Genomic DNA, 23,782 nt, shown 5'->3' with positions numbered 1-23,782 from the left:
CATGAGCATCCGGCTGGCCGTCGACATCGGCGGCACCTTCGTCGACGCGATGGAGCTCGACACCCGTACGGGCAAGGTCCGCTTCCGCAAGGCCTCGACCACCCCGGCCCACCCGGCGCAGGGGGTGCTCAACGCGATCGCCGCGCTCGGCACCGACCTGAGCCGGGTGGAGTTGTTCATCCACGGCACCACGCTCGGCCTCAACGCCGTGCTGGAGCGGCGTGGCGGCAACACCGGCATCATCACCAACGAGGGTTTCCGCGACATCTTCCTGATCGGCCGGGGCAACGTGCCGGCCGACCACATGTACGACTTCCGCTACCAGCGCCCGGAAAGCCTGGTGCAGCGCCGGTTCACCGCGGGCGTCAAGGGCCGGCTGGACTACAAGGGCAACGTGGTCGACGAGCTCGACCCCGAGTCCGTCCGGGCGGCCGCGCGCGAGCTGGTCGAGAACCAGGGCGTCACGTCGATCGCGATCACGTTCCTGCACTCGTTCCTCGATCCCACGCACGAGCGGGAGGCGGCCCGGATCATCCGCGCGGCCTACCCGGATGTGAGCCTGTCGCTGTCGACCGACATCGTGCGGGAGTACCGCGAGTACGAGCGGACCAGCACCACCGTGCTCGAGGCGTACATCCGGCCGATCTTCGAGCGGTACGTGGACGAGCTGGAGAAGGGACTGGCCGATCAGGGCTTCGCGGGCCGGTTCCTGATCATGCGGTCGGGTGGCGGTTCGATGACGGGTGCGGTGGCCAAGGCGTCGCCCACCCACACCGTGCTGTCCGGCCCGGCCGGCGGCATCGTGGGCGCGGCCTACCTGGCCGACGAGCTGGGCCGGGACAACCTGCTGACCTTCGACATCGGCGGCACCTCGCTCGACGCCTGCGTGATCGAGAAGGGCAGCGCGGTCGCCGCCTACGAGGCGCAGCTCGAGCACTTCCCGCTTCTGATCCCCACGTACGACATCCGCACGATCGGCGCCGGTGGCGGCTCGATCGCGTGGCTCGACCGTGGCCTGCTCAAGGTGGGCCCGCAGAGCGCCGGCGCCGCCCCCGGCCCGGTCTGTTACGGCCGCGGCGGCACCCAGCCCACCGTGACCGACGCCGCCGTGGTGCTCGGCTTCATGGACCCCGAGCGGTTCCTGGCCGGCACGATGGGTCTGGCCGACGAGGCCGCTCGCGACGCCGTCCGCGACCAGCTGGCCGAGCCGCTGGGGCTGTCCGTGCCCGAGGCCGCGGCCGGCGTCTTCGACGTCCTGCTGGCCAAGACGGTCGGCGCGGTCCGGCAGATCACCGTCGAGCGCGGTCACGACCCGCGGGTGTTCTCGCTGCTGGCCTTCGGCGGCGCCGGTCCGCTGCTGGCCCCGCTGCTGGCTCGCGAGATGGGCATCGGCGAGGTGCTGGTGCCGTTCGCGCCGTCCGGTTTCTCGGCCTGGGGCATGCTCAGCGCCGACATCGTCAACGACTTCTCCCGTACGGTCATGACCACGCTCGACGGCGCCGACCTGGCCCAGCTGGAGCCGCTGTTCAAAGAGACCGAGGCCGAGGCGCTCGCTTCGCTTTCCGCGCAGGGCGTGCCGTCCGGTGAGGGTGTGCTGGAAAGGCAGTTCGAGCTGCGCTACCTGGGTCAGGAGCACAGCCTGATGGTCACCGTGGGCTCCACGTCGGACGCGGAGGCGGTGCGCACGGCGTTCGACGAGGTGCACCACGCGCGCTACGGCCACACCATGACCAACCCGCTGCAGATCCTCAATCTGCGCGTGCGCGGGATCGGCCGCACCGCGCGCCCGGAGCTGCCGTCGATCGAAGCCGGCGGTGCGGCCACACCCCGTACGCATCGGGAGGCCTTCGACTTCGGCACCCGCAAGATCGTGCCGTTCGCCGTCTACGACCGGGCCGAACTCAAGGCGGGCAACACGTTCGCCGGCCCGGCGCTGGTCGACGAGGGCACGTCCACCACGGTCGTGCCGAGCGGTCAGGACGTGACCGTGGACGAGCACGGCTACCTGCACGTCACCCTGGCGGGAGTTGCGAAGTGACCACACTGGACGGTGCCCGGGTCGAGGTCGTGCGCAGCTATCTGCTGTCCGCGGCCGAGGAGATGCGGGCCACCCTCATCCGTACGTCGTTCAACCCGGTCATCTACGAGGTGCACGACTTCGGCCTGTCCCTGTACGACGCGCAGATGCGGCCGGTCGCCGAGGCCACCGGGCTCACCGCGTTCCTCGGGGCCAACGACTACTCGCTGCGCAAGGGCGTCGAGTACGTCGGCGTCGAAAACCTGCACCCGGGCGACGTGGTGCTGCTCAACTACCCGTACTGGAACGCCGCGCACGCCTCGGACGCCACGCTGTTCGCGCCGGTGTTCGACGGCGGGACGCTGATCGGGTTCCTGTGCATCCGCGCGCACTGGATGGACCTGGGCGCCAAGGATCCGGGCTACGTGCTCGACTCCACCGACATGCATCAGGAGGGCCTGATCTTCCCCGGTACGAAGGTCGTCTCCCGTGGCGAGCCGGTGCACGACGTCCACGAGCTGCTGCGGTTCAACTCGCGCATGCCCGACGCCATCCTGGGTGACCTGCACGCGCAGATCTCGGCCATCCGTACGGGTGAGCGCCGGCTGCTGGAGATCTACGCCAAGTTCGGGCACGAGACCGTCCGGGCCGCGATCGACCAGATCATCGCCGACGGCGAGGCCCGTACGCGGGCCGCCCTGGCCGCCCTGCCCCAGGGCACGTGGAGCGCCGAGGACTACCTGGACGACGACGGCATCAGCGACGAGCTGGTCAAGATGCGGGTCACCGTCACGATCGCCGACGGCACGTTCCTGGTCGACTTCGCGGGTTCCTCGCCTGCCGTACGGGGTCCGATCAACATGCCGTTCGGCGCCACCGAGGCCATCTGCAAGGTGATCCTCAAGTCGCTGACCTCGCCCCACGAGCCCTCCAACGCGGGCACGGTGGCGCCGCTGGAGGTGCGGGCCGAGCCGGGCACGCTGTTCCACGCCGTCTACCCGCAGCCCACGTTCACGCTGTGGACCGGCATCGTGGCGTTCGAGCTGATCCTCAAGGCCCTCGCGCAGGGCATGCCCGAGCTGTTGCCGGCCAGCAGCGGCGGCGACGTGCCCGGCTTCATGATGGTCGGCGTGCACCCCGACACCGGGGCCATGTTCGCGGTCAGCAACAACGACCTGGTCGGCTGGGGCGGCACCGCCGACCACGACGGCACCGACGCGGCCACGCACGTCTCGGGCAGCACCGGCCGCGGCACCCCGATCGAGGTGCTGGAGGCCCGCACCGGCATGTTCATGGAGCGGGTGGAGATCCGTACGGACTCGGGCGGCGCCGGCAAGTTCCGCGGGGGCAGCGGCCTGCGGCGCGACATCCGGTTCGTCGCGCCGGGCGAGTTCCTCATGGTCATCAAGAAGACGAAGACCCAGCCGTGGGCGCTCGCCGGCGGGCACCGGCCCGACCCCAACCAGATCGTCGCCTTCCCCGGCACCGACCGTGAGGAACGCATCAGCACCAAGCGCCTGACCGTGGCTCCGGGCGACCGGGTCACGCTGCTGACCGCGGGCGGCGGCGGTCACGGCCGGCCGGCCGACCGGGACCCCGCTGCCGTACGCCGGGACGTCGCCGAGGGATACGTCTCGGCGGCCGCCGCCCGGGAGATCTACGGGGTGGGGCTCGATGACTGACGGGGCCACCGTCGAGGTCATCCGCAACCACCTCGTGTCGGCGGCCGAGGAGATGCGGGCGGCGCTCGTGCGGACGGCGTTCAACCCGGTCATCTACGAGGTGCACGACTTCGGCATCTCGATCTACGACCGGTCGCTGCGGCTGGTGGCCGAGTCGACGGGGTTGTCGCGGTTCCTCGGGGCCAACGACTATTCGATCCGCAAGGGCGTCGAGTACGTGCGGTCCTTGGCGGAGGGCGACGTCTTCCTGCTCAACTACCCGTACTGGAACGCGGCGCACTCGTACGACGCGACGATGTTCGCGCCGGTGTTCTCGGACGGCGAGCTCGTGGCGTACCTCTGCATCCGGGCGCACTGGATGGACCTGGGGGCCAAGGATCCGGGGTACGTGCTCGACTCCACCGACATGCACCAGGAAGGCCTGATATTTCCGGGCACGAAGGTCTGTTCGCGTGGTGAACCCGTCCGCGACATCCTCGAGTTGATCCGCTTCAACTCCCGGATGCCGGAGCTCGTCCTGGGCGACTTCAACGCCCAGATCGCCGCGCTGCGTACCGGGGAGCGGCGAGTGGCTGAGCTCTTTGATCGCTACGGCCCGGCAACGGTAGCGGCGGTCATCGACCGTTTCGTGGCAGCGGCCGAGGAAAGCACGCGGGAGGCCGTGGCGAGGCTGCCGCAGGGCAGCTGGACGGCCGAGGACTGGCTCGACGACGACGGCGTGACCGAGGACCCGATCCTCATGCGCTGCACCGTCACCATCCGGGACGGCACGTTCACCGTCGACTTCGCGGGCTCCTCGCCGGCCGTGCCGGGCCCGGTCAACCTGCCCATCGGCTCCACCATCGCCACCTGCCGGGTCGCGTTCAAGGCCGTCACCACGCCCGGCGAGCAGACCAACGCCGGCCACTTCGCCCCGCTGCGGGTGTCGGCGGAGCCGGGCACGCTGTTCCACGCGGTCTACCCGGCCGCCACGTTCACCCAGTGGACCGGCACGGTCGCGCTCGAACTCATCTACAAGGCCCTGGCCCAGGGCATGCCGGACCGGCTGCCCGCCAGCAGCGGTGGCGACGTGCCCGGCTTCATGATGGTCGGCGTCCACCCCGACACCGGCTCGATGTTCGCGGTCAGCAACAACGACCCGGTCGGCTGGGGCGGCTCGCCCGATCACGACGGCATCGGCCCGGCCAACCACCTGTGCCAGACCCAGGCCCGCAACACGCCCGTCGAGGTGCTCGAGGCCAGGACCGGCATGTTCTTCGAGCGGGTGGAGATCCGTACGGACTCGGGCGGGGCCGGCCGGTTCCGGGGCGGCTGCGGGCTGCGCCGCGACATCAGGTTCGTCACCGACGGCGAGTTCCTGTCGGTCATCAAGAAGACCAAGAGCGCGCCGTGGGCGCTCGACGGCGGCCGGCAACCCGAGCCCAACCAGGTCGTCGTCTTCCCCGGCACCGACCGCGAGAAGCGGGTCAGCACCAAACGCACCCCCGTCCGGGCCGGCGACCGGATCACCCTGCTCACTGCCGGTGGCGGCGGGCACGGCGATCCGGGCTTGCGCGACCCGGAAGCGGTGCGGCAGGACGTTCAGGAGGGGTACGTCTCGGACGAGGCGGCCCGGAAGGTGTACGGGGTGAACGCGTGAATCAGCTTCTCGGCAACTGCACCGTGGTGGACGCGCGGGCGCTTCCCGTCAAGGACGCCGGCGTCTGGATCACCGGCGACCGGATCACGGCCGTGGGCCCGTACGGGGAAATCGCCTCGCAGGCCCGGCAGGCGGGACCGGTCGTCGAGCGGGACCTGGACGGCGCGTTTCTGACGCCCGGACTGACCAACATGCACACCCACTTCTCGCTCTCGTTGCCCGGCCGCGGCGGCAACAGCGTCAAGGACATGGGCCCGCACGACCTGGCCCTCTACATGGCCGACGGCGCCCGCCGCACGCTGGACTGCGGTGTGACCACCGTGCGCAACGTGGCCGAGAAGGACCACGCCGACTTCGCGCTGCGCCGGGCCATCAACGCCGGCCGGGCGGTGGGCCCGCGCATGTACACGGCGGGCCGCGCACTGGTCTGCACCGGCGGGCACGGCCACGAGAGCGGCGACACGATGGAGTGCGACGGGCCGGTCGGCTTCCGGCACGGCGTGCGCAGCCAGATCAAGGCCGGGGCCGACCTGATCAAAGTGATGATCTCGGGCGGGCTGGCCGGCGAGCACGAGGCCATCTCGACCCCGCAGCTGTTCGCCGACGAGATGGCCGCGGTGATCGAGACCGCGCACGCCTGGGGCCGCAAGGTCACCGCGCACGCGGGCCCGGCCGAGGTGATCGCGGCCGCGGTCGAGCTGGGCCTGGACTGCGTCGAGCACGGCTACCAGCTGACCCCCGAGGTGGCCGCGCTCATGGCGGCCAAGGGCACCGCGCTGGTGCCGACGCTGCTGGTCACCCGGTGCAAGGAGTTCTTCGACGAGCTCGGCGTGCCGGAATGGATGCAGTGCCGCTCGCTCGGCGCCGGCCCCCGGCACATCGAAAGTTTCCGGATGGCCCTGGAGGCCGGGGTGGAGATCCTGCTCGGCAGCGACATGCCCCCGTTCTGGTCGTTCGAGGGCACCAACGCCACCGTACGGGAGCTGGAGAACCTGGCCGAGCACCTGGGCCCGCAGCGGGCCCTGCACGCGGGCACCCTCGGGCCGATCCGCTGGCTCGGGCTCTCCGACGACCTCGGCACGGTCGAGCAGGGCAAGTACGCAGATGTGATCGCCATGGACGCCGACCCTCTCGACGACACGTCAGCCTTCCGGGGTGTGCGGTTCGTGATGAAGGGCGGCGTCGTCAGCCGGGAGGACCAGCGATGAGCTTCGCCGAGATCGGGGCCGCGGCCATCGCGGCCGGCATCGACGACATGTACGCGTCGTTCCTCAAGGGCGACCGCCAGGGCTTCGACGCGCACCTGCACGACGACGTCACGACGTGGGAGACCCACCTGCCGGGGCCGCTGCGCACCCGGCGCGAGCTCGACGCGTACCGGGACAGCCGGGACGCGGCGGGGGAGCGGCCGGTGCTGGCGGTGATGGCCGCGACCGAGAAGCGGATCGACGTGTGGGGCGACACCGGCGTGGCCCGGTACGTGCTGGTGACCCGCGACGCGGCGAGCGGGCAGGAGCAGCACACCCGGGTCACCGACGTGCTGCGCTGCCTGGACGGCGACTGGCGGATCGTGCACCACCACGCGGAGCTGGTCCGCCCGTGATCCGCCGGCTGATCGCGACGTCCGCCGGGGAGCCGCAGGACGTGCTGCGGGTGGCCACGGTGGACGACGACCCGCGGCCGGGGCCCGGCGCGGTGCAGGTCGCGGTGCACGCGGCCGGCCTCAACTTCCTCGACGTGTCGCTGTGCCGCGGGGAGTACCCGGTGCGACCGGCGCCGCCGATGACTCCCGGGGTGGAGGCTTCGGGGCGGGTGCTGGACGCCGGGCCGGGGGCCGAGCACCTGATCGGGGAGAACGTGGTGGTCTGCCCGGCGTTGCCGCACGGGGCGCTGGGGGAGACCGTCACCATTGACGCCTCGCTCGCGGTCGTGCGGCCCCCGGCGGTGGATGCGCTGGTCGCCGCCGCGCTGCCGGTGACGTACCAGACCGCCTGGTTCGCCCTGGAGCGGGCGCGGTTACGGGCCGGCGAGACGGTGCTGGTGAACGCCGGGGCGGGCGGGGTCGGCATCGCCACGATCCAGCTCGCGGTGGCTCGGGGCGCGCGGGTGATCGCCACGGCGGGCTCCGCCGGCAAACTGGACAAATGCCGCGCGGAGGGTGCCGCCGTGGCGGTCGGCTACGACGACCTCGCGTCGGTGGGCGAGGTCGATGTCGTCGTCGACCCGGTCGGCGGTGACGTGCTCTCACGGTCGCTGGACTGCCTGGCCTTCGAGGGGCGGCTGGTCAGCGTGGGCATGGCCGCCGGGCCGCCCCCGCCCGTCGACCCGGCCCGGCTGATCGCCCGCAACGCCGACCTGATCGGAGTGTCGTGGGGGTCGCGCTATCCCTGGGCCCGGCCGGCCGAGGTGCGGGCCGCCTACGACGAGCTGTTCCGCCGGGTCGCGGCGGGGGAGCTGCGGCCGCCGATCACTCGGGTCGTGTCCCTGGAGGAGGCGCCCGCGGCGCTGGCCGACCTGGCGGCCCGGCGCACCACCGGCAAAGTCATCGTGCGTGTCAACGAGGAGGCGTCATGAGCGAGATGGACATCTACGACCTGCGGGTCAGCGTCGACCGGATCGAGGGCCGCTCGGTCTGCGGCATGAACGTGGGCGACCACTTCGACCTGACAAACAGCGCGCACCTGACCATTCCCGAGGGCAAACACTTCTGCGTGTACGCCCTGGCCTCCGTGCTGCCGTTCCTCGCGGCCAAGCAGCGCGACCTGGCCGCCGGCGACTGGCTGGCCCAGGACTCGCACTTCATCTGCCCCGACCCCGAGGAGCGGCTGGTCATGAAGGTCGAGCGGACCGGCCGGCGCACGATGAACTCCGAGGACCTGACCTGATGCGTACGGAGATCGGCCTGGGCCTGCAGAGCGACAAACCCGCGGGCACGTACGCCCGGCTCGCGCGCTCGGCCGAGGCCGCCGGCTTCGACGTGCTCACCGTGTTCGGCGACCTGATGTACCAGCCGCCGATCTTCCCGCTGCTGGAGATGGCCGGGGCCACTTCCCGCGTACGGCTGGGGCCCGCCTGCCTGAACCCGTACTCGATGGCCCCGTACGAGATCGCCGGGCAGATCGCCGCACTCGACCTGGCCTCGCACGGGCGGGCCTACCTGGGGCTGGCCCGCGGCACCTGGCTGGGCGCGGTCGGCTTGGAGCAGCCGCGCCCGCTGACCGCCCTGGCGGAGGCGGCCGAGGTGGTGGCCCGTCTGCTGCGCGGCGACGGCACGGAATTCGCCGGCCGGGTCCACCGCCTGGCCGCCGGCACCGTGCTCCGGTACGAGCGGCAGCGCCCTGCGGTCCCGCTGCTGATCGGCGCCTGGGGTGCGCAGGGCGCCGCGCTGGCCGGGCGGATCGCCGACGAGATCAAGGTGGGCGGCAGCGCCAACCCCGACATGGTCCCCGTGATCCGCGAGCGGCTGCGGTCCGGCCGCGACGTCGGGATCGTGCTGGGTGCGGTGACGGTGGTCGACACCGACGGCGAGGCCGCGCGGGCCAAAGCCCGTACGGAGGTGGCGATGTATCTGGCCGTGGTGGCCGGTCTCGACCCCACCGTGACGCTGCCCGAAGGCCTCGTGGAGGAGGTCGCCCGGCTCGTCGACGGCGGCCACGACGAGGCCGCGGGCCGGCTCATCCCGGACGACGTGCTCGACCGGTTCGCCTTCTCCGGCACCCCCGCGCAGGTCGCCGCCCAGGCCCAGCGACTGATCGACGCCGGCGTGCGGAGGGTCGAGTTCGGCACCCCGCACGGCCTCACCGACGATCGTGGCGTCGAACTGCTCGGCTCGGAGGTCCTGCCCCGGCTGTCCCGCTAGCACATCGGGCGGCGGCGCGGGAGTTGTCCACAGTCGGCGCGTGTCCACAGGCCGTCCGGCAAGATCGGCCGAACTTCGTCAGAATTACCGGTGTGGCGGTGGCCCCCTGGGAGGGCGGGTTTTTTAGCCGTGAGCACCAGTAACCCCCATGATCGATGGTGAGGAGCCCGCCCGATGGACGTCCTGCTGGTGCTCGGCCCCGACCTGGTGGCCGACCGTGATCTGCTGACCAAGCTGGCCGGCGACACGGCCTGGGACCTGGACGCCGGTCTCCGCGTGGTCGGCGCCGCGACCGCCGCCGACCTGGCCGCGCACGACGGCCCGGCCGTGGTGGTGCCGGCCGACCCGGCACTGATGGCGGCCGCACCCGCGAACACGGTCTTCTACGACCTGACGGTGGCCCACCCGGCCTCGCCGCAGCACCTGCACGGCCGGGGCGTGTGGGGCCTGGCCTGGGCGATCAGGCATGCGGTGTTCCGGTTGCGGCATCCGGCCGAGCGGGTGGCCTACGGCGAGCACGCCGAGCAGTGGGCCGACGAGCGGCTCCCCGCGCGGAGCGGCCCCGGGCCGGCAGCCGGTGTCGCCGCGGCCGTCGCGGCCACTGTCGCGGCCCAGAGCCTGACGGCCACGGCGGCCGCCCCCGATCTCCCGGCCGGCGCCATGGACGCCCCCTCCGTGGCGCCGGTCGGGATCCTCATCCACGGCGGGTTCTGGCGGTCGAACTGGGCCGCCGACCTGATGGACGCGCTCGCCGTCGACCTGTCCGCCCGCGGCTGGGTGAGCTGGAACCTCGAATACCGCCGTCCCGACCGCAACGGCTGGGCCGCCACCACGGCCGATCTCGCCGCGGGGGTCGCCGGGGCGCGCCAACGCCACCCCGGCGCCCCGATCGTGCTGTTCGGCCACTCGGCGGGCGGTCAGCTCGCGTTGCGTCTGGCCGCCGACGATCCGGACATCGCGCTGGCCGTCTCGCTGGCGGGGGTGCTCGACCTGCACGAGGGCCAGCGCCGGTTCCTGGGGGAGGGCGCGATCACCACCGCGCTCGGCGGCGGCCCGGCCGACGTGCCCGACGTCTACGCGGCGAGCGACCCGATGACGCGGCTGCCGCTGGCCTCGCCCGCGCTGCTCGTGCAGGGCAGCGGCGACAGCCTCGACCTGATCGACATCAACCGCCGGTTCGCCGCGGCCTCCGGGGTCACCTTGCTGGAGCAGCCGGGCGACCACTTCGACGTGATCGCTCCGGCGTCACCGATCTGGGCCGCCACCATGGAGGCCGTTGTTTCACGTACGTGAACACGATCTTGGTCAGAAGAGGCGCGGGGTGACCACCGAGACCACGGTGGTCACCTCTGACGTGTCGTTGTACATGCTGTGCGGCACCGACGAGCGCAGGTGCACGCTGTCGCCCGGGTGCAGCCGGTGCTCCACGCCGTCGACCTCGTAGAGCAGTTCGCCCGAGATCACGTACGCGAATTCCTCGCCGGCGTGCCCGTACGCGACCTCCCGCCGCCCGCCCGGCGCGATGTGCACCACCATCGGCTCGAGCACCAGCCCGGCCCCGCGATCGGACAGCATGCGGTAAGTCTGCTGGCCCGACACGTATTGCACGGCCGCGTTCTCGCCCCGGGTCAGCGTGAAGTGCCGCGGCATCGGCACCACGACCGGGTCGGGCGCGCCGGGGGCGGCCGGAGCGTCGAAGAAGTCGGCCACCGAGTGCCCGAGCGCGGTCGCCACGCTGCCCAGCGCGGTCAGCCCGATCGACGAGATGCCCCGCTCGACCTGCGACAGGAACCCGATCGAAAGGCCGGAGCGGGCGGCCAGGCTGCGCAGGGTCAGGCCGCGCTGCTTGCGGAACTCGCGGATGCGCGGACCGACCTGCACGGCCGAGGCGTCTTCGAGCGGTTCGGTCACGCGTTCGATGCTACTAAAAACGGGGTGGCGGCGCGATGGGCTGCCAGTCCAGCGGCGTCGCCAGGATCATCGTGCTGGACGGCGTGCCGTAGGTGCCGAGCCGGTCGGTGACGTCGGCGAACGCTTCCATCGAGACAGCCGCCACTTTGAGCACGCAACAGGTGTCGCCGGTGACCCGGTTGATCTCCAGCACCTCGGGCCACGTGGCCACCTTGTCGTCGCGCAGCACACACGTCGGGCCGTAGCAGGACATGCGGATCAGCCCGAGGACCGTACGGCCGGCCTTGGCCAGGTCGACGTGGGCGTGATACCCCCGGATCACCCCGGTCTCCTCGAGCCGCCGCACCCGCTCGGCCACCGCGGGGGGCGACAAGTGCACCCGGCGGGAGAGCTCGCTGTAGGACAGGCGCGCGTCCTCCTGCAGTTCGCGCAGCAGGGCCCAGTCCATCGCGTCCAACCCGGCCACCTTCCGTTCGTTAACCGTCCCGGCAAATCTAGCCGTTGATCAACTGTTCCCGGAGGTCAGCGCCGTTGATTCGGCATTCCGGGGAGAGCGGGGCCGACGAAATCATGGAGCCAGAAAAACCGGGCCGGAGGAGAGATCGTGGATACTGTGCGGCCGACCACCGCCGAGGAGCGCGACGCTCGTACGGCGCGCAACGGCGGGGCGCCCACGCTGGAGTTCGGGCGGCGGGTGCCGTACGACTCGTACGTGCACGCCAGCACCCTGCACACGCTGCAGCGCACCCTGAGCGGTGACCCCGGCGAGATGTCGTTCCTCATGGTCAGCCAGATCATGGAGCTGTACTTCGGCCTGCTCCGGCACGAGCTGGAGCAGGCCCGCGAGCACGTGCGCAACGACGAGGTGTGGCCCGCGCTGGCCCCGTTGCGCCGGGCCGCGCTGCATCTGGAGGGCCTCAACGCGGCCTGGCAGACGCTGCGCTGGATGACCCCGGCCGACTTCAACACGTTCCGCGACCTGCTCGGCGAGGGCTCGGGCTTCCAGTCGGCGATGTACCGTCAGGTCGAGTTCCTGCTCGGGCTGCGCACCAAGTCGCTGATGCGTCCGTTCAAGGGCACTACGGCGTACGGCGAACTGGAAGTGGCCCTGCACCGCGCGAGCCTGTGGGACGAGGTGATCGCGCTGCTCGCCCGCCGGGGTCACGACCTCACGCCCGGGCTGCTGGAGCGGGACGTCGCCGACGAGCACGAGGCCGACCAGTCGGTCGCCCGCGCCTGGGTGCGCGTTTATCGTGATACCGGCCCGGAGAACCACCTCAGGCTGCTGGGTGAGGCGCTGACCGAGGTCGCCGACCGTTTCGGTGACTGGCGTTACCTGCATCTCAAGGCGGTGCAAAGAACAATGGGGGCCAAGAGCGGCACGGGCGGCTCCAACGGGCTGGCCTTCCTGCAGCGCAGTATGAGCCGGCCGGTCTTCCCGGAGCTGTGGACCTCGCGGACGGAGATGTAATGAGCTTTGCAGGGCTGCGCCATCTGTTCCACATCCCCCCGGCCGAAGGGGGCGACCATCCGGAGGTCGCCTACTTCGCCGGGAACTCGCTGGGACTGCAACCCAAGGCGACCCGGGTCGAGCTGAACGAGGACCTCGACGAGTGGGCCCGGCTCGGCGTCGAGGGCCACCTGGACGCGGCCCGGCCCTGGCTGCCGTATCACGAGCTGCTCACCCAGCCCGCGGCCCGGCTCGTCGGCGCGCTGCCGTCCGAGGTCGTGGTGATGAACTCGCTCACGGTCGACCTGCACCTGCTGATGGTGTCGTTCTACCGCCCGGCCGGCGAGCGCACCCGCATCGTGATCGAGGACGCGGCGTTCCCGTCCGACAGTTACGCCGTGCGCAGTCAGGCCCGGTTCCACGGCCTCGACCCCGACACCACCGTCGTACGGCTGCGCCCGCGCGCCGGCGAGGACACGTTGCGCACCGAGGACGTCGTCGCGTTCCTGGAAACCGAGGGCCATACGGTGGCCCTGCTGATGCTGGGCGGCGTCAACTACCTCACCGGCGAGCTGATGGACATGCCGGCGATCACCGCGGCCGGGAAGAAGGCCGGCGCCGTGGTCGGCTGGGACCTCGCGCACGCCGCGGGCAACGTGCCGCTGAGCCTGCACGAGTGGGGCGCCGACTTCGCCGCCTGGTGCTCGTACAAATACCTGAACTCGGGGCCGGGCGCGCTGGCCGGCGTCTTCGTCCACGAGCGGCACCACGGCGCCGACCTGCACCGCTTCGAGGGCTGGTGGAGCACCGAGGCGAGCACCCGCTTCGAGATGACCCCCGAGTCCCGGCCCCCGCGCAGCGCCGACGCCTGGCAGGTCTCCAACCCGCCGATCCTCGCCATGGGCCCCGTACGCACCTCGCTGCGCATCTTCGACGAGGTCGGCATGCCCGCCCTGCGCGAACGCAGCCTGCACCTGACCACCTACCTGCGTGACCTGCTGGACGAGGTCGTGGCCACCCGCCCGCTCTCGGTCATCACGCCCCGCGAGCCGGCCCGTCATGGCTGCCAGTTGTCCGTACGCCTGCACGAGGGCAACGCGGGCGCGCTGACCAAGCGGCTGCGCTTCGAGCACGGGGTCATCGCCGACGCCCGCCAGCCCGACATCGTGCGGTTCGCGCCCGTCCCGCTGTACTCGACCGAAGAGGACTGCCGCCGGGCCGCGGCCGCGCTCGCCGCCTGCGTGGAGGAGACCCCGTGAAGCACGTTGCCATCGTCGGCGCCGGGCTGTGCGGCAGCCTGCTTGCCTGTTACCTGGGCCGCCGCGGCTACACGGTCGACCTGTACGAGCGCCGCCCCGACCCGCGCGTCACCGGGGCCGAACGCGGCCGCTCGATCAACCTGGCCCTCTCCGAGCGGGGCCTCGACGCGCTGCGCCGGATCGGCCTCGACGAGCAGGTGCTCAAGGACGCGCTGCCGATGCGCGGCCGGATGGTGCACCCGCTGGGCGGCGAGACCAACTTCCAGCCGTACAGCCTGGACGGCGACCGGGCGATCAACTCGATCGGCCGCGGCGCCCTCAACGACGCGCTGCTCGACGCGGCCGCCGCCACTGAGGGCGTGACCATCCACTTCGAACGCCCGCTGACCGCGCTCGACCCCGCCCTGGGCACGCTCGGCTTCGCCGACGGCTCACAGGCCAAGGCCGACATCGTGCTCGGGGCCGACGGCGCCGGTTCAGCCACCCGTGGTCTCCTCATGGCGTACGCGGGGGAAAGCTTCACCGAGACCGTGAGCTTCCTCGACTACGGCTACAAGGAGCTGACGATCCCGGCCCGCGACGGCGACTACGCCCTCGACCCGGGCGCGCTGCACATCTGGCCGCGGGGCACCTCGATGATGATCGCGCTGCCCAACCCGGACCGGTCGTTCACCGGCACGCTGTTCTGGCCCAACGCCGGCACCGGCAGCTTCGCCTCGCTGGGCAGCCCGGCCGCGATCGAACGCCACTTCCGCGACCAGTACCCGGACCTGCTGGAACTGATCCCGAACCTGGTCGACGACTACCGGCACAACCCGGTCGGCCTGCTCGGCACGGTGAGATGCGCGCCCTGGCAGCTGCTGGGCCGGGTCGCGCTGATCGGCGACGCCGCGCACGCCATCGTCCCGTTCTACGGCCAGGGCGCCAACGCCTCCTTCGAGGACGTGGTCGAGCTGGACCGCTGCCTCGACGCCACCGGCGACAACTGGGCCGAGGCGCTTCCCCTCTACGAGCGGGGCCGCCGCGAGAACTCCGAGGCGATCGCCGAGATGGCCCTGGCCAACTTCGTCGAGATGCGCGACAAGGTGGCCGCCCCGTTCTTCAAGCTGGGCAAGACCGTCGAGCACACCCTGGAACGGCTGCTGCCCGGCAAGTACGTGTCGCGCTACGAGCTGGTTTCCTTCTCCACCACCCCGTACGCGGATGTCCGCCGCCGGGTGAAACGACAACACCAGGTACTCGGCTGGACGGCCGGCGCACTGGCCGCTCTGGGTGTGGCTGCGGTGGCCCGTCGGGTGGTGCGGCGATGAACTGGGATCGCACCCTCGTCACCGGTCGCCCGGCCGGTGAGCCGCCACTTCTGCGCAATTTCGTCGCCGGCGAGTTCCGCCCGGCCACGGTCACGTTCGCCAAGGCGTCCCCGGTCACGGGTGAGACGGTCTTTTCGGTCACCGAGTCCGACCGTTCCACGGTGGACGATGCGGTCGCCGCCGCGAGGGCAGCCGTGCGCGGACCCTGGGGGCGCACTTCGGAGCAGGAACGCGCCGTCGTCCTGCGCCGGATCGCAGACGAGCTCGAGCGCCGATTCGAGGATCTGGTCACGGCAGAGGTCGCGGACACGGGTAAAACCCTGACCCAGGCCCGTACGCTCGACATCCCGCGCGGCGCGGCCAACTTCCGCGCCTTCGCCGACGTCGTGGCGGCCACCGGCACCGAATCGTTCACGACGGCCACCGCCGCCGGTGGGCGCGCGCTCAACTACGCGGTCCGCAAGCCGATGGGCGTCGTCGCCATCATCGTGCCCTGGAACCTGCCCCTGCTGCTGCTCACGTGGAAGGTCGCGCCCGCGCTGGCCTGCGGCAACGCCGTGGTCGTCAAGCCCAGCGAGGAGACCCCGGCCTCGGCCACCGTGCTGGCCGAGGTGATGGCCGCGGCCGGTGTGCCCGAGGGCGTGTTCAACCTCGTGCACGGCCACGGACCCGACGCCGCGGGGGAGTGGCTGACCACGCACCCCGGCGTCGACGCGATCACCTTCACCGGCGAGTCGGCCACCGGCTCGGCCATCATGCGCGCGGCCGCCCCCGGGGTGAAACCGGTGTCGTTCGAGCTCGGCGGCAAGAACGCGGGGCTGGTCTTCGCCGACGCCGACCTCGACGCGGCCGTGGCCGGCAGCGTGCGGTCCAGCTTCACCAACGGCGGCCAGGTCTGCCTGTGCACCGAGCGGCTGTACGTGCAGCGGCCGATCTTCGACGAGTTCGCCGCCCGGCTGGCCGCGCGCGCGAAGGAACTCACGTACGGCTGGCCGTCCGACGAGGCCACCGGCACCATGCCGCTGATCTCCAAGGCCCACCGCGACAAGGTGCTCGGCTACTACGACCTGGCCCGCCAGGAGGGCGCGACAGTGCTGGCGGGCGGGGGCGTGCCGCACTTCGGCGACGAGCGCGACGGCGGGTCCTACATCGAACCCACCGTGATCACCGGGCTCGGTCAGGACGCGCGGACCGTACGGGAAGAGGTTTTCGGCCCGATCTGCCACATCGCCCCGTTCGACGACGAGGACGAGGCGTTCGCGCTGGCCAACGACAGCGCGTACGGGCTGGCCGGCACGGTCTGGACCCGCGACGTGGGCCGGGCACTGCGGGCCGGCGCGCAGCTCGACGTGGGCCTGGTCTGGATCAACACGTGGTTCCTGCGCGACCTGCGCACCCCGTTCGGCGGGATGCGCGCCTCCGGCGTCGGACGCGAGGGCGGCCGGCACTCGCTCGACTTCTACTCCGAATACACCAACGTCTGCTTGGACATGTCATGACCTCGCTCGCTGTTCTGCTGGACGACGCGCTGACCACCGCCACCGAGCTGCCCGGCGGCCATCAGATCCCCGACCCCTACGCGGTGCAGCGCGAGGTCGTCGACCTGCGCCTGGCCCGCGGCGAGACGATCGCCGGCGTCAAGCTGGGGCTGACCAGCAAGGCCAAGATGCAGCAGATGGGCGTGGACTCGGTCATCTGGGGATGGCTGACCGACGCGATGCGCATCGAGGACGGCGGGGTGCTCGACCTCGCGGCGCGCATCCACCCCAAGGTCGAGCCGGAAGTTGCTTTCCTCGTACGGGACGGGGCCGTCGCCGCTGTGGCGCCGGCCCTCGAAGTGATCGACTCCCGCTGGCTCGACTTCAAGTTCACTTTGGACGAGGTGATCGCGGACAACACCTCCGCGGCCGGGTTCGTGGTCGGTTCGTGGCAGCCGTTGCCGTCCGGCCTCGGTGATCTCGAGGTGCGGTTGCTCCTCGACGACGAGGTGGCCGAGACCGGTTCGACCGCGGCCATCCTGGGCGATCCGCTCACGGCCTTCGCTGAGGCGCTGCGGCTGGCGGGCACGCTCGAGGACGACTGGATCGTGCTCGCGGGCGCGGCGACCGCCGCCGTGCGGGTCGGGCCGGGTCAATCCGTACGGGTAGAAGTGGCCGGTCTGGGTGCCGCCTCGCTGAAGGCCTCGTCGTGACCGGGCGGCTCGTCGAGGGCAAGGCCACTCCGCGCGGCAGGTTCCCGCACGTCAAGGTGGCCAACGGGTTCGCCTTCGTCAGCGGCACGAGCAGCCGCCTTCCGGACAACACGATCGCGGGCGCGTCGGTGGACGAGATGGGCACCACCACGCTCGACGTCGCCGTGCAGACCCGGGCCGTCATCACCAACATCTCGGACATTCTCGCGTCGGTCGGGGCCACGCTGGACGACGTCGTGCAGATCACGACCTATCTCGTGAACATGAACGACTTCGGTGGCTACAACAAGGTCTACGCCGAGTTCTTCGACTACGACGGCCCTTCCCGTACGACGGTGGCCGTGCACCAACTGCCGCACCCCCATCTCCTGATCGAAATCCAAGCTGTGGCCGCTCTGCCGTTGGAGGCGTGATGACCGACCCGATCAACTTCCCGGGCTGGATCGAGGACAACAAGCACCTGCTCAAGCCGCCGGTCGGCAACAAGCAGATGTTCCCGACCGGCGACGACTTCATCGTCATGGTCGTCGGCGGCCCCAACTCGCGGACGGACTTCCACGTGGATCCGTACGAGGAGTTCTTCTACCAGGTCAAAGGCAACATGCACGTCAAGACGATGACCCCGGACGGGCCGAAGGACGTGCACATCCGCGAGGGTGAGATGTGGGTGCTGCCCGGCAACACGCCGCACTCGCCGCAGCGGCCCGAGCCCGGCTCGATCGGCCTGGTCGTCGAGCGGGTCCGCGAGGAGGGCACGCTCGAGAAGTTCCAGTGGTACTGCTTCGAGTGCGACCACCTGGTGCACGAGGTCGAACTGCAGGTGCGCGACATCGTCGAGGACCTGCCGCCGGTGTTCACCGCGTTCTACTCCGACGAGAAGGCCCGCACGTGTGACAACTGCGGCGCGCTGCACCCCGGGAAGGGCTGACGCTTGACCATCGACGTCCACACGCACGTCGTGCCGAAGGGCTGGCCGGACCTCGCCGGCGCGTGCGGCGGGACCGGCTGGCCCTGGCTCAAGGTCACGTCCGAGCGCGAAGCGATCATCATGATCCGCGAGACGGAGTTCCGCCGGATCGACTCGTCGGCGTGGGACCCCGCTGTCCGCCTCGCCGACATGTCCGCCGACGGGGTTTCGCACCAGGTCGTCTCACCGACGCCGGTCTTCTTCGGCTACGACCGCACACCGGCCCAGGCGGTGGCGTTGTCACGGATCTTCAACGACCTGACCCTGTCCTTGATCGACGGCGACTCGCGCTTCATCCCGTTCTGTCAGGTGCCGCTGCAGGACCCGGACGCCGCTTGTGCTGAGCTGGACCGTTCGATGGCGGCCGGGCACGTCGGCGTCGAGATCGGCAACCACGTCGGCGACCAGGACCTCGATGCGGCCGGGATCGTCGAGTTCCTGCAGCACTGCGCGGCGGTGGGTGCGCCCGTCTTCGTGCACCCGTGGGACATGCCGGAGGGGCCGCGCCTCGACCGCTGGATGGCGCGCTGGCTGACCGGCATGCCCGCCGAGACCCACCTGTCGGCGCTGGCCCTGATCCTGGGCGGCGTGCTCGACCAGGTCCCGCCCACGCTGCGGTTGTGCTTCGCGCACGGCGGCGGCAGTTTCCCGTACTGGCTGGGCCGCGCCGACAACGCCTGGGAACGCAAGGGCGACCTCGTGCGGGGCCGTTCCACCCGCCCGCCCAGCGCCTACGTGGACCGCATCTTCGTCGACTCGGTGGTCTTCAGCGAACCCGCCCTGCGCCTGCTGGTCGACACGATGGGCGCGGACCAGGTCGTCGTGGGCAGCGACTACCCGTACCCGCTGGGCGAGCGCCCGGCCGGGCAGGTCGTCCGGTCGGCGTCGTTCCTGTCCGACGCGCAGCGCGAGAAGCTGCTCACGACCAACGCGACCCGTTTCCTGTACGGCTGAGGTGTGTCTTACGTCATAACTGTCGTCCGGGGCGGGGGTGTTGAGCGTCTGGCTCGGCGTGAGCTTCAGTCGGGTGCGTTCGTTGGTTGTCGTCGGCTTCCTCCTCGTGGTGGCGATCGTGGTCGTGGTGATCGCCGTCGTGCGCGACACCCAGGCCAACGCCGCCGCCGGCCAGGACTGCCCGCCCGGCGCGCCCCGGGTCAGCCTGGACCTGCCCGCCGACGCGTCCCAGGTCAAACTGCGCGTGCTCAACGGCACCACCACGCCCGGCCTGGCCGAGCGGGTCACCGAGGACTTCAAGAACCGCGGCTTCGTGATGTCGAAGCCGGCCGCCAGCAAGGGCAAGCTCAAAGACGTCGCGGTCGTCCGCTACGGGCCCAAGACGGTCGGCGCCGCCCAGTGGATCCGGGCCTACTTCCTCGACGAGGCCGAGCCGCAGTACAGCGCCACCCGCAGCAGCGACGTGATCGACATCATCATCGGCCCGAAGTATCGCCAATTGGCCACCTACACCGAGGTCAACCAGGCCCTGGCCCAGCTGAGCGTGCCCAAGCTCCCGCCGGGCGCCTGCGAGGCGTGACACCGATCACCGCGCGTCGCCTTCGCCCACCGCTCCCGCGGCCACGTCACCCGCTGTGCCGGCGACTGCCCCGTCCTCGGCCGGGCGTCCGCCGGAGCCGCAGTTCAGCGCCACCCGCACCGCTGACGTCATCGACATCGTGATCGGCCCTCGCTACCGCCGGCCGGCCACCGGCACCTGAGCCAACCAGTCGCCGGCCCAGCTCAGCGTGCCCACCCTTCCCGCCGGGCCCGTGCGAGGCGCCCTGACCTCCGCTACTTCGTCAGCACGTCCTTCTCGTCGAGCACCGCGCCGTCCTCGTCGACGAAACGCACCGCCACGGCCCGGCCGGCCGCACTGCTGAACGTGATGCCGGGGACGTCGCTGGGCAGGTGCTGCTCACCCCACTGCTGCAGAGCGGCCAGCACGAGGGCGAGCTGCTGCCCCGAGCCGGTCAGGTGGTAGTCGGTGCGGGCGCGCTGACCCGCCTCGCGATACTCCCGGCGCTCCATCACGCCCGCCTCGACGAGGGCGGTGAGGCGGGTGGTGAGAACGTCGGAGGCGATCCGCAGCGCCTTGCGGAAGTCGGTGAACCGCGTGGTGCCTTGGAACGCCTCGCGCATGATCTGCAGCATCCAGCGCTCACTGAAGAAGTCGAGCGCCTGCGACAGCGAGCACGACTGCTCGATCGGGGAGGTCACTGATCCATTGTCGCTCACGGCGCCGCCCTCCTGGGTTGTCGTTTCCAACTCAGCTGGCTAGGTTGGGATTTCCAACTCAGGAAGGTGCTCCTCGTGCTTCGCTTCTTCTCGCTGCTCGTACGCCGTCCCGACGTGACGGCGGAGGAGTTCCACGACCACTGGCGGCACCCCCACGGCACCATGGGCCGCCTGATCCCCGGTCTGCGCAGCTACGTGCAGGCGCACCAGGTCGACACCGACCTGCTCGGCGCCGGCCAGGACGAGGTCGCCGGCGTCGCCATCTCGTCGTTCGACTCCGCCGCCGACGCGTCCGGCCTGCTCTCCGAACCCCAGTACGTCGACCACGTGCAGCCCGACGAACCCGCCTTCCAGATCCCCGAACGGTCACGCTTCCTCAGCACCGACGAGGAAGTGCTGGTCGCCCGGCTACGAGCCCAGGACGGCCACGCGTACGGCGACGCCCTGTGGGACGTCCTCGACCGTAGCGTCACCATCCAGCTGCTCCAGTTCGTCCACCTCGACGGCCACGCCTCGTGGGCCGGCGACGACGACCTCGAGCTGGGCCGGCGCCTCGGCGCTTTCCGCCACACCCGCAACTACCCCAGCCCCGCAGTACACGGCAACACACCCCCGTTCCTCGGCGCCCGCCAGCTGTGGTGGCCGACCATGTCCGCCTTCCGCGCCGGAGCGCAGTCGGACCCCGAAGCCTGGCAAACCCTGATCGGCCGCGCCGGCCACGCCATCACGATGCTCACCCGGTCCGAGCGCTTCCTCCGCTGACCCGCACCCCCGACGCCACCTCCGGCACCCTCGCCAGGCGACCTACCGCGCCCTCGACGCCGCCTCGCGCGGGCCGTTCTCCGCTTCCTTGTGCTCCCGTTCTCCGCCTCGGTCCGCGCCTGCTTGCTGCCTCCCCGCTTTCGATGATCGTTTCTCCACTGTCGAGTCGTGGTGGTGCTGGCGCTTGGTCATACTGCGGATCATGAATGTCTTTCTCGGCAGTCAGGGGCTCGGCGCCCTGGGCGGCTGGCTCGACGAGCTGACCCCGAGACCGCGGCGGGCTGTGCTTGTGCCCACCGCGGGTAATCCGATGGCGTCGGCGCCGTGGGTCGGCGTGGCCGAGGCGGCGATCGAAGGCGCGGGGCTGTCCGTGCGCCGGCTCGATCTTGAGGCGGCGGCACCGGGCGAGGTAGCAGAAGTGCTGGCCGAGGCGGACCTGGTGTTCGTCACCGGCGGATATCCGATCTTTCTGCTTCAGCACGCTCAGCGGACGGGGTTCGTCGGCGCGGTGCAGCAGAGGGTGGCGTCAGGGCGGCTGGCGTACGCGGGAATGTCGGCGGGGGCCGCGCTGGCGGCGGCCGATCTCGCGGGCTACCGGGACGACGACGATCCGGGCGTCGTCGAGGACACGAGTGGGCTCGGGCTGGTGTCGTTCTATCCGCTGTCGCACGCCAACCGGGGGCGCGAGGAGCTCTACGCGCGGATCATCGCCGAGGAGGGGGACCGGTACGACTTCGTGCCGATCCGTGACGATCAGGCGGTGGTCGTACGGAACGGGGTTCGGGCGGTTCGGCCCAGCTGAGGTTCGGCTACGGTGCGTCGATGGCGAATTTCGTACTGGTGGCCGGCGCTCGGCTCGGAGCGTGGGCGTGGGCCGACGTCGTGCCTCATCTCGAAGCGGTGGGGCACGGCGTTCACCCGCTGACATTGTCCGGGCTGGCCGACAAGCACGGAGTGCCGGCGGGGCAGCAGACCCACGTGCAGGACATCGTGGACGCGGTGGACAGCGCGGATCTGCGTGACGTCGTCCTGGTCGGGCACAGCTACGCGGGTGTCCCGGTCGGGCAGGCCGCGGAGCGGATCGGGAACCGGCCGGCCCGAGTGATCTTCGTCGACGCCAGTCTGTCGGCCGACGGGGAGGCGTTCGCGTCGGGCGGACCCGACGGCGGTGCGGCGATGCGAGCCGCGATCGCCGCCAACGACGGGTTCTGGCCGGTTGCCGCTCCGGCCCACTACGGCGGGCACGGGCTCACCGACGAGCAGGTCGCCCGGATCGTGGCCGGGTCGACGCCGCATCCGGGCGCCACGCTGACCGAGCCCGCCGTGCTGACCCGGCCCCTGAGTGCGCTGCCCGCGACGTACATCCACTGCCTGCTGCCCGACGGGAAACTCGAGACCGCATGGGCCGGCCTGCTGGCCTCCTACGGATGGCGCCTGGTGGAGATGACCACGGGTCACTGGCCGATGTTCTCCCAGCCGCGCGAGCTGTCGCAGCTCCTGCTCGAAACCGCCGGGGAGTAGAGCGCGCGGCTCCGAGGAGCCGCCCGGGCCGTCAGGCGGGAAAGAGACCGGCCCGCGCGAGTTGGCCGGGGACCTGGTGGCCGAGCAGGTCGCCCAGCCGGGCGCCCAGCGGGAGCAGCGGCCCGACGTCGACGCCGGTCGGGAAACCGTTGCGGTGCAACAGGTACAGCAGGTCCTCGGTGGCGATGTTGCCGGTGGCGTTGGGAGCGAACGGGCAGCCGCCGATGCCGCCGGCACTGCTGTCCAGCGCGGTCGGCCGGTCGCCGGCCAGGTCGGCGGCGGCCAAGGCGTTGGCGTAGCCGGTGTTACGCGTGTTGTGGAAATGCCAGCGCAGCGGAACGTCGCCGGGCACCTCGGCGTGCAGGGCCCGCACCTGGGCCGGGACGCCGACGCCGATCGTGTCGGCCAGGGCCAGCTCGTCGGGGGCCGCTTCCAGGCACCGGTCGATCACCGACCGGACACGGGCGACGGGGACCTCGCCCTCGAACGGGCAGCCGAAGGCGGCGGCGATCGTCACCGTGGTGCGCAGGCCGGCTCCCCGGGCCCGGGCGGCGATGCGGGACCAGGCGGCGATCGCTTCGGAGGTCGGCACGCCCTGATTGCGTTGACTGAACGTGTCGGTGGCGACCACCACGACGTTCACCTCGTCGAGACCGGCGGCGATCGCGCGATCGAGGCCGCGTTCGTTGAGCACCAGGCCGATCCAGGAGACGTCGCCGCGCGGGAGGCCGGCCGCGACCGCCTCGGCGTCGGCCATCTGCGGGACCCGTTTCGGGTGCGCGAAGCTGACCGCCTCGATGCGCCGGACCCCGCTCGACACCAGCGTCGCTATCAGGGCCAGCTTGTCGGCGGTGGGCACGAGGGTGGACTCGTTCTGCAGCCCGTCGCGGGGCGACACCTCGACGATCGAGATCGTCATTGCATACAACCTGACGTTTCCATGCGGCCACTCTTGCGGAAACAGCCGGATCATGGCAAGGAT

Annotated in this window: 26 protein-coding genes; 22 read left to right on the top strand and 4 right to left on the bottom strand. The window is 71.3% G+C overall.

All coding sequences use genetic code 11. The annotated features are described in order from the left end of the window. Position 1: 1 nt before the first annotated feature. The 9 genes from BKA14_RS14150 (at position 2) to BKA14_RS14110 (ending at position 10,490) form a co-directional block, all read left to right on the top strand. A complete protein-coding gene (locus tag BKA14_RS14150) occupies positions 2-2,038 on the top strand; it encodes a hydantoinase/oxoprolinase family protein (protein ID WP_184951399.1) in 2,037 nt (678 codons plus the stop codon). Then, entirely contained in the window at positions 2,035-3,699 is a 1,665-nt protein-coding gene (locus BKA14_RS14145; protein ID WP_184951397.1) for a hydantoinase B/oxoprolinase family protein, read from the top strand. Before BKA14_RS14150 ends, BKA14_RS14145 begins: the two co-directional genes overlap by 4 nt. Next, the gene (locus BKA14_RS14140; RefSeq protein WP_184951395.1) at positions 3,692-5,338 is read left to right on the top strand and encodes a hydantoinase B/oxoprolinase family protein; all 1,647 of its coding nucleotides are present in this window, start codon (positions 3,692-3,694) and stop codon (positions 5,336-5,338) included. Before BKA14_RS14145 ends, BKA14_RS14140 begins: the two co-directional genes overlap by 8 nt. After that, on the top strand, positions 5,335-6,546 hold the full coding sequence (locus BKA14_RS14135; protein ID WP_184951394.1) for an amidohydrolase family protein: 1,212 nt from the start codon (positions 5,335-5,337) through the stop codon (positions 6,544-6,546). The genes BKA14_RS14140 and BKA14_RS14135 overlap by 4 nt, the downstream gene beginning before the upstream one ends. Next, positions 6,543-6,941, top strand: a complete 399-nt coding sequence (locus BKA14_RS14130; RefSeq protein WP_184951393.1) for a nuclear transport factor 2 family protein — start codon at positions 6,543-6,545, stop codon at positions 6,939-6,941. The genes BKA14_RS14135 and BKA14_RS14130 overlap by 4 nt, the downstream gene beginning before the upstream one ends. Next, positions 6,938-7,912, top strand: a complete 975-nt coding sequence (locus BKA14_RS14125; protein WP_184951391.1) for a zinc-binding dehydrogenase — start codon at positions 6,938-6,940, stop codon at positions 7,910-7,912. Before BKA14_RS14130 ends, BKA14_RS14125 begins: the two co-directional genes overlap by 4 nt. Beyond that, positions 7,909-8,223, top strand: coding sequence for a TIGR04076 family protein (locus tag BKA14_RS14120; RefSeq protein WP_184951390.1), 315 nt, complete (start codon positions 7,909-7,911; stop codon positions 8,221-8,223). The genes BKA14_RS14125 and BKA14_RS14120 overlap by 4 nt, the downstream gene beginning before the upstream one ends. Then, entirely contained in the window at positions 8,223-9,197 is a 975-nt protein-coding gene (locus BKA14_RS14115; RefSeq protein ID WP_184951388.1) for an LLM class flavin-dependent oxidoreductase, read from the top strand. The genes BKA14_RS14120 and BKA14_RS14115 overlap by 1 nt, the downstream gene beginning before the upstream one ends. 174 nt (positions 9,198-9,371) lie before the next feature. Next, the gene (locus BKA14_RS14110) at positions 9,372-10,490 is read left to right on the top strand and encodes an alpha/beta hydrolase family protein (RefSeq protein WP_239093278.1); all 1,119 of its coding nucleotides are present in this window, start codon (positions 9,372-9,374) and stop codon (positions 10,488-10,490) included. Between the two features lie 12 nt (positions 10,491-10,502). On the opposite strand, the gene BKA14_RS45020 is transcribed toward BKA14_RS14110, so the two are convergent. Both BKA14_RS45020 and BKA14_RS14100 read right to left on the bottom strand, forming a co-directional pair. Continuing rightward, positions 10,503-11,108, bottom strand: a complete 606-nt coding sequence (locus BKA14_RS45020; RefSeq protein ID WP_239093280.1) for a helix-turn-helix domain-containing protein — start codon at positions 11,106-11,108, stop codon at positions 10,503-10,505. A gap of 13 nt (positions 11,109-11,121) precedes the next feature. After that, positions 11,122-11,565 carry an Lrp/AsnC family transcriptional regulator gene (locus BKA14_RS14100; protein ID WP_184951387.1) on the bottom strand — a complete coding sequence of 148 codons (444 nt, stop codon included), beginning with the start codon at positions 11,563-11,565 and terminating at the stop codon, positions 11,122-11,124. A gap of 144 nt (positions 11,566-11,709) precedes the next feature. Between BKA14_RS14100 and BKA14_RS14095 the strand changes: the two genes are divergently transcribed. The 10 genes from BKA14_RS14095 (at position 11,710) to BKA14_RS43890 (ending at position 20,000) form a co-directional block, all read left to right on the top strand. Further along, complete coding sequence (locus BKA14_RS14095; protein WP_239093308.1) at positions 11,710-12,579, top strand: tryptophan 2,3-dioxygenase; 870 nt, start codon at positions 11,710-11,712, stop codon at positions 12,577-12,579. Further along, on the top strand, positions 12,579-13,817 hold the full coding sequence (gene kynU / locus BKA14_RS14090; RefSeq protein WP_184951385.1) for a kynureninase: 1,239 nt from the start codon (positions 12,579-12,581) through the stop codon (positions 13,815-13,817). Before BKA14_RS14095 ends, kynU begins: the two co-directional genes overlap by 1 nt. Further along, positions 13,814-15,127, top strand: a complete 1,314-nt coding sequence (locus BKA14_RS14085) for an FAD-dependent oxidoreductase (RefSeq protein ID WP_184951384.1) — start codon at positions 13,814-13,816, stop codon at positions 15,125-15,127. Before kynU ends, BKA14_RS14085 begins: the two co-directional genes overlap by 4 nt. Continuing rightward, positions 15,124-16,626, top strand: a complete 1,503-nt coding sequence (locus BKA14_RS14080; RefSeq protein ID WP_184951382.1) for a 2-hydroxymuconic semialdehyde dehydrogenase — start codon at positions 15,124-15,126, stop codon at positions 16,624-16,626. Before BKA14_RS14085 ends, BKA14_RS14080 begins: the two co-directional genes overlap by 4 nt. Next, positions 16,608-17,318 carry a 2-keto-4-pentenoate hydratase gene (locus BKA14_RS14075; RefSeq protein WP_438861943.1) on the top strand — a complete coding sequence of 237 codons (711 nt, stop codon included), beginning with the start codon at positions 16,608-16,610 and terminating at the stop codon, positions 17,316-17,318. The genes BKA14_RS14080 and BKA14_RS14075 overlap by 19 nt, the downstream gene beginning before the upstream one ends. Next, positions 17,315-17,731, top strand: coding sequence for a RidA family protein (locus BKA14_RS14070; protein WP_184951379.1), 417 nt, complete (start codon positions 17,315-17,317; stop codon positions 17,729-17,731). The genes BKA14_RS14075 and BKA14_RS14070 overlap by 4 nt, the downstream gene beginning before the upstream one ends. Next, complete coding sequence (locus BKA14_RS14065; protein ID WP_184951377.1) at positions 17,731-18,246, top strand: 3-hydroxyanthranilate 3,4-dioxygenase; 516 nt, start codon at positions 17,731-17,733, stop codon at positions 18,244-18,246. The genes BKA14_RS14070 and BKA14_RS14065 overlap by 1 nt, the downstream gene beginning before the upstream one ends. A 3-nt stretch (positions 18,247-18,249) precedes the next feature. Continuing rightward, complete coding sequence (locus tag BKA14_RS14060) at positions 18,250-19,239, top strand: amidohydrolase family protein (RefSeq protein ID WP_184951375.1); 990 nt, start codon at positions 18,250-18,252, stop codon at positions 19,237-19,239. Positions 19,240-19,312: 73 nt separating this feature from the next. After that, complete coding sequence (locus tag BKA14_RS14055) at positions 19,313-19,819, top strand: LytR C-terminal domain-containing protein (protein WP_239093282.1); 507 nt, start codon at positions 19,313-19,315, stop codon at positions 19,817-19,819. A 55-nt stretch (positions 19,820-19,874) separates the two neighbouring features. Continuing rightward, positions 19,875-20,000, top strand: coding sequence for a hypothetical protein (locus BKA14_RS43890; RefSeq protein ID WP_260416511.1), 126 nt, complete (start codon positions 19,875-19,877; stop codon positions 19,998-20,000). 73 nt (positions 20,001-20,073) lie between these two features. On the opposite strand, the gene BKA14_RS14050 is transcribed toward BKA14_RS43890, so the two are convergent. After that, positions 20,074-20,499, bottom strand: coding sequence for a winged helix-turn-helix transcriptional regulator (locus BKA14_RS14050; RefSeq protein WP_203722596.1), 426 nt, complete (start codon positions 20,497-20,499; stop codon positions 20,074-20,076). A gap of 93 nt (positions 20,500-20,592) precedes the next feature. On the opposite strand from BKA14_RS14050, the gene BKA14_RS14045 reads away from it, so the two are divergent. From BKA14_RS14045 to BKA14_RS14035, 3 genes are all read left to right on the top strand, one after another. Then, positions 20,593-21,279, top strand: a complete 687-nt coding sequence (locus BKA14_RS14045) for an EthD domain-containing protein (RefSeq protein WP_184951372.1) — start codon at positions 20,593-20,595, stop codon at positions 21,277-21,279. A gap of 202 nt (positions 21,280-21,481) precedes the next feature. After that, the gene (locus BKA14_RS14040; protein WP_184951371.1) at positions 21,482-22,081 is read left to right on the top strand and encodes a Type 1 glutamine amidotransferase-like domain-containing protein; all 600 of its coding nucleotides are present in this window, start codon (positions 21,482-21,484) and stop codon (positions 22,079-22,081) included. 20 nt (positions 22,082-22,101) lie between these two features. After that, entirely contained in the window at positions 22,102-22,800 is a 699-nt protein-coding gene (locus BKA14_RS14035; protein ID WP_184951369.1) for an alpha/beta fold hydrolase, read from the top strand. Between the two features lie 31 nt (positions 22,801-22,831). Here BKA14_RS14035 and BKA14_RS14030 read toward each other — a convergent pair whose 3' ends face one another. Further along, complete coding sequence (locus BKA14_RS14030) at positions 22,832-23,719, bottom strand: hydroxymethylglutaryl-CoA lyase (protein WP_184951368.1); 888 nt, start codon at positions 23,717-23,719, stop codon at positions 22,832-22,834. Positions 23,720-23,782: the final 63 nt, after the last annotated feature.

It is taken from the genome of Paractinoplanes abujensis (genome assembly GCF_014204895.1).
In the GTDB taxonomy this organism is placed as follows: Bacteria; Actinomycetota; Actinomycetes; order Mycobacteriales; family Micromonosporaceae; genus Actinoplanes; species Actinoplanes abujensis.
The sequence above is the reverse complement of the archived record's forward strand: the minus strand, read 5'-3'. Positions and strand labels throughout refer to the sequence as shown.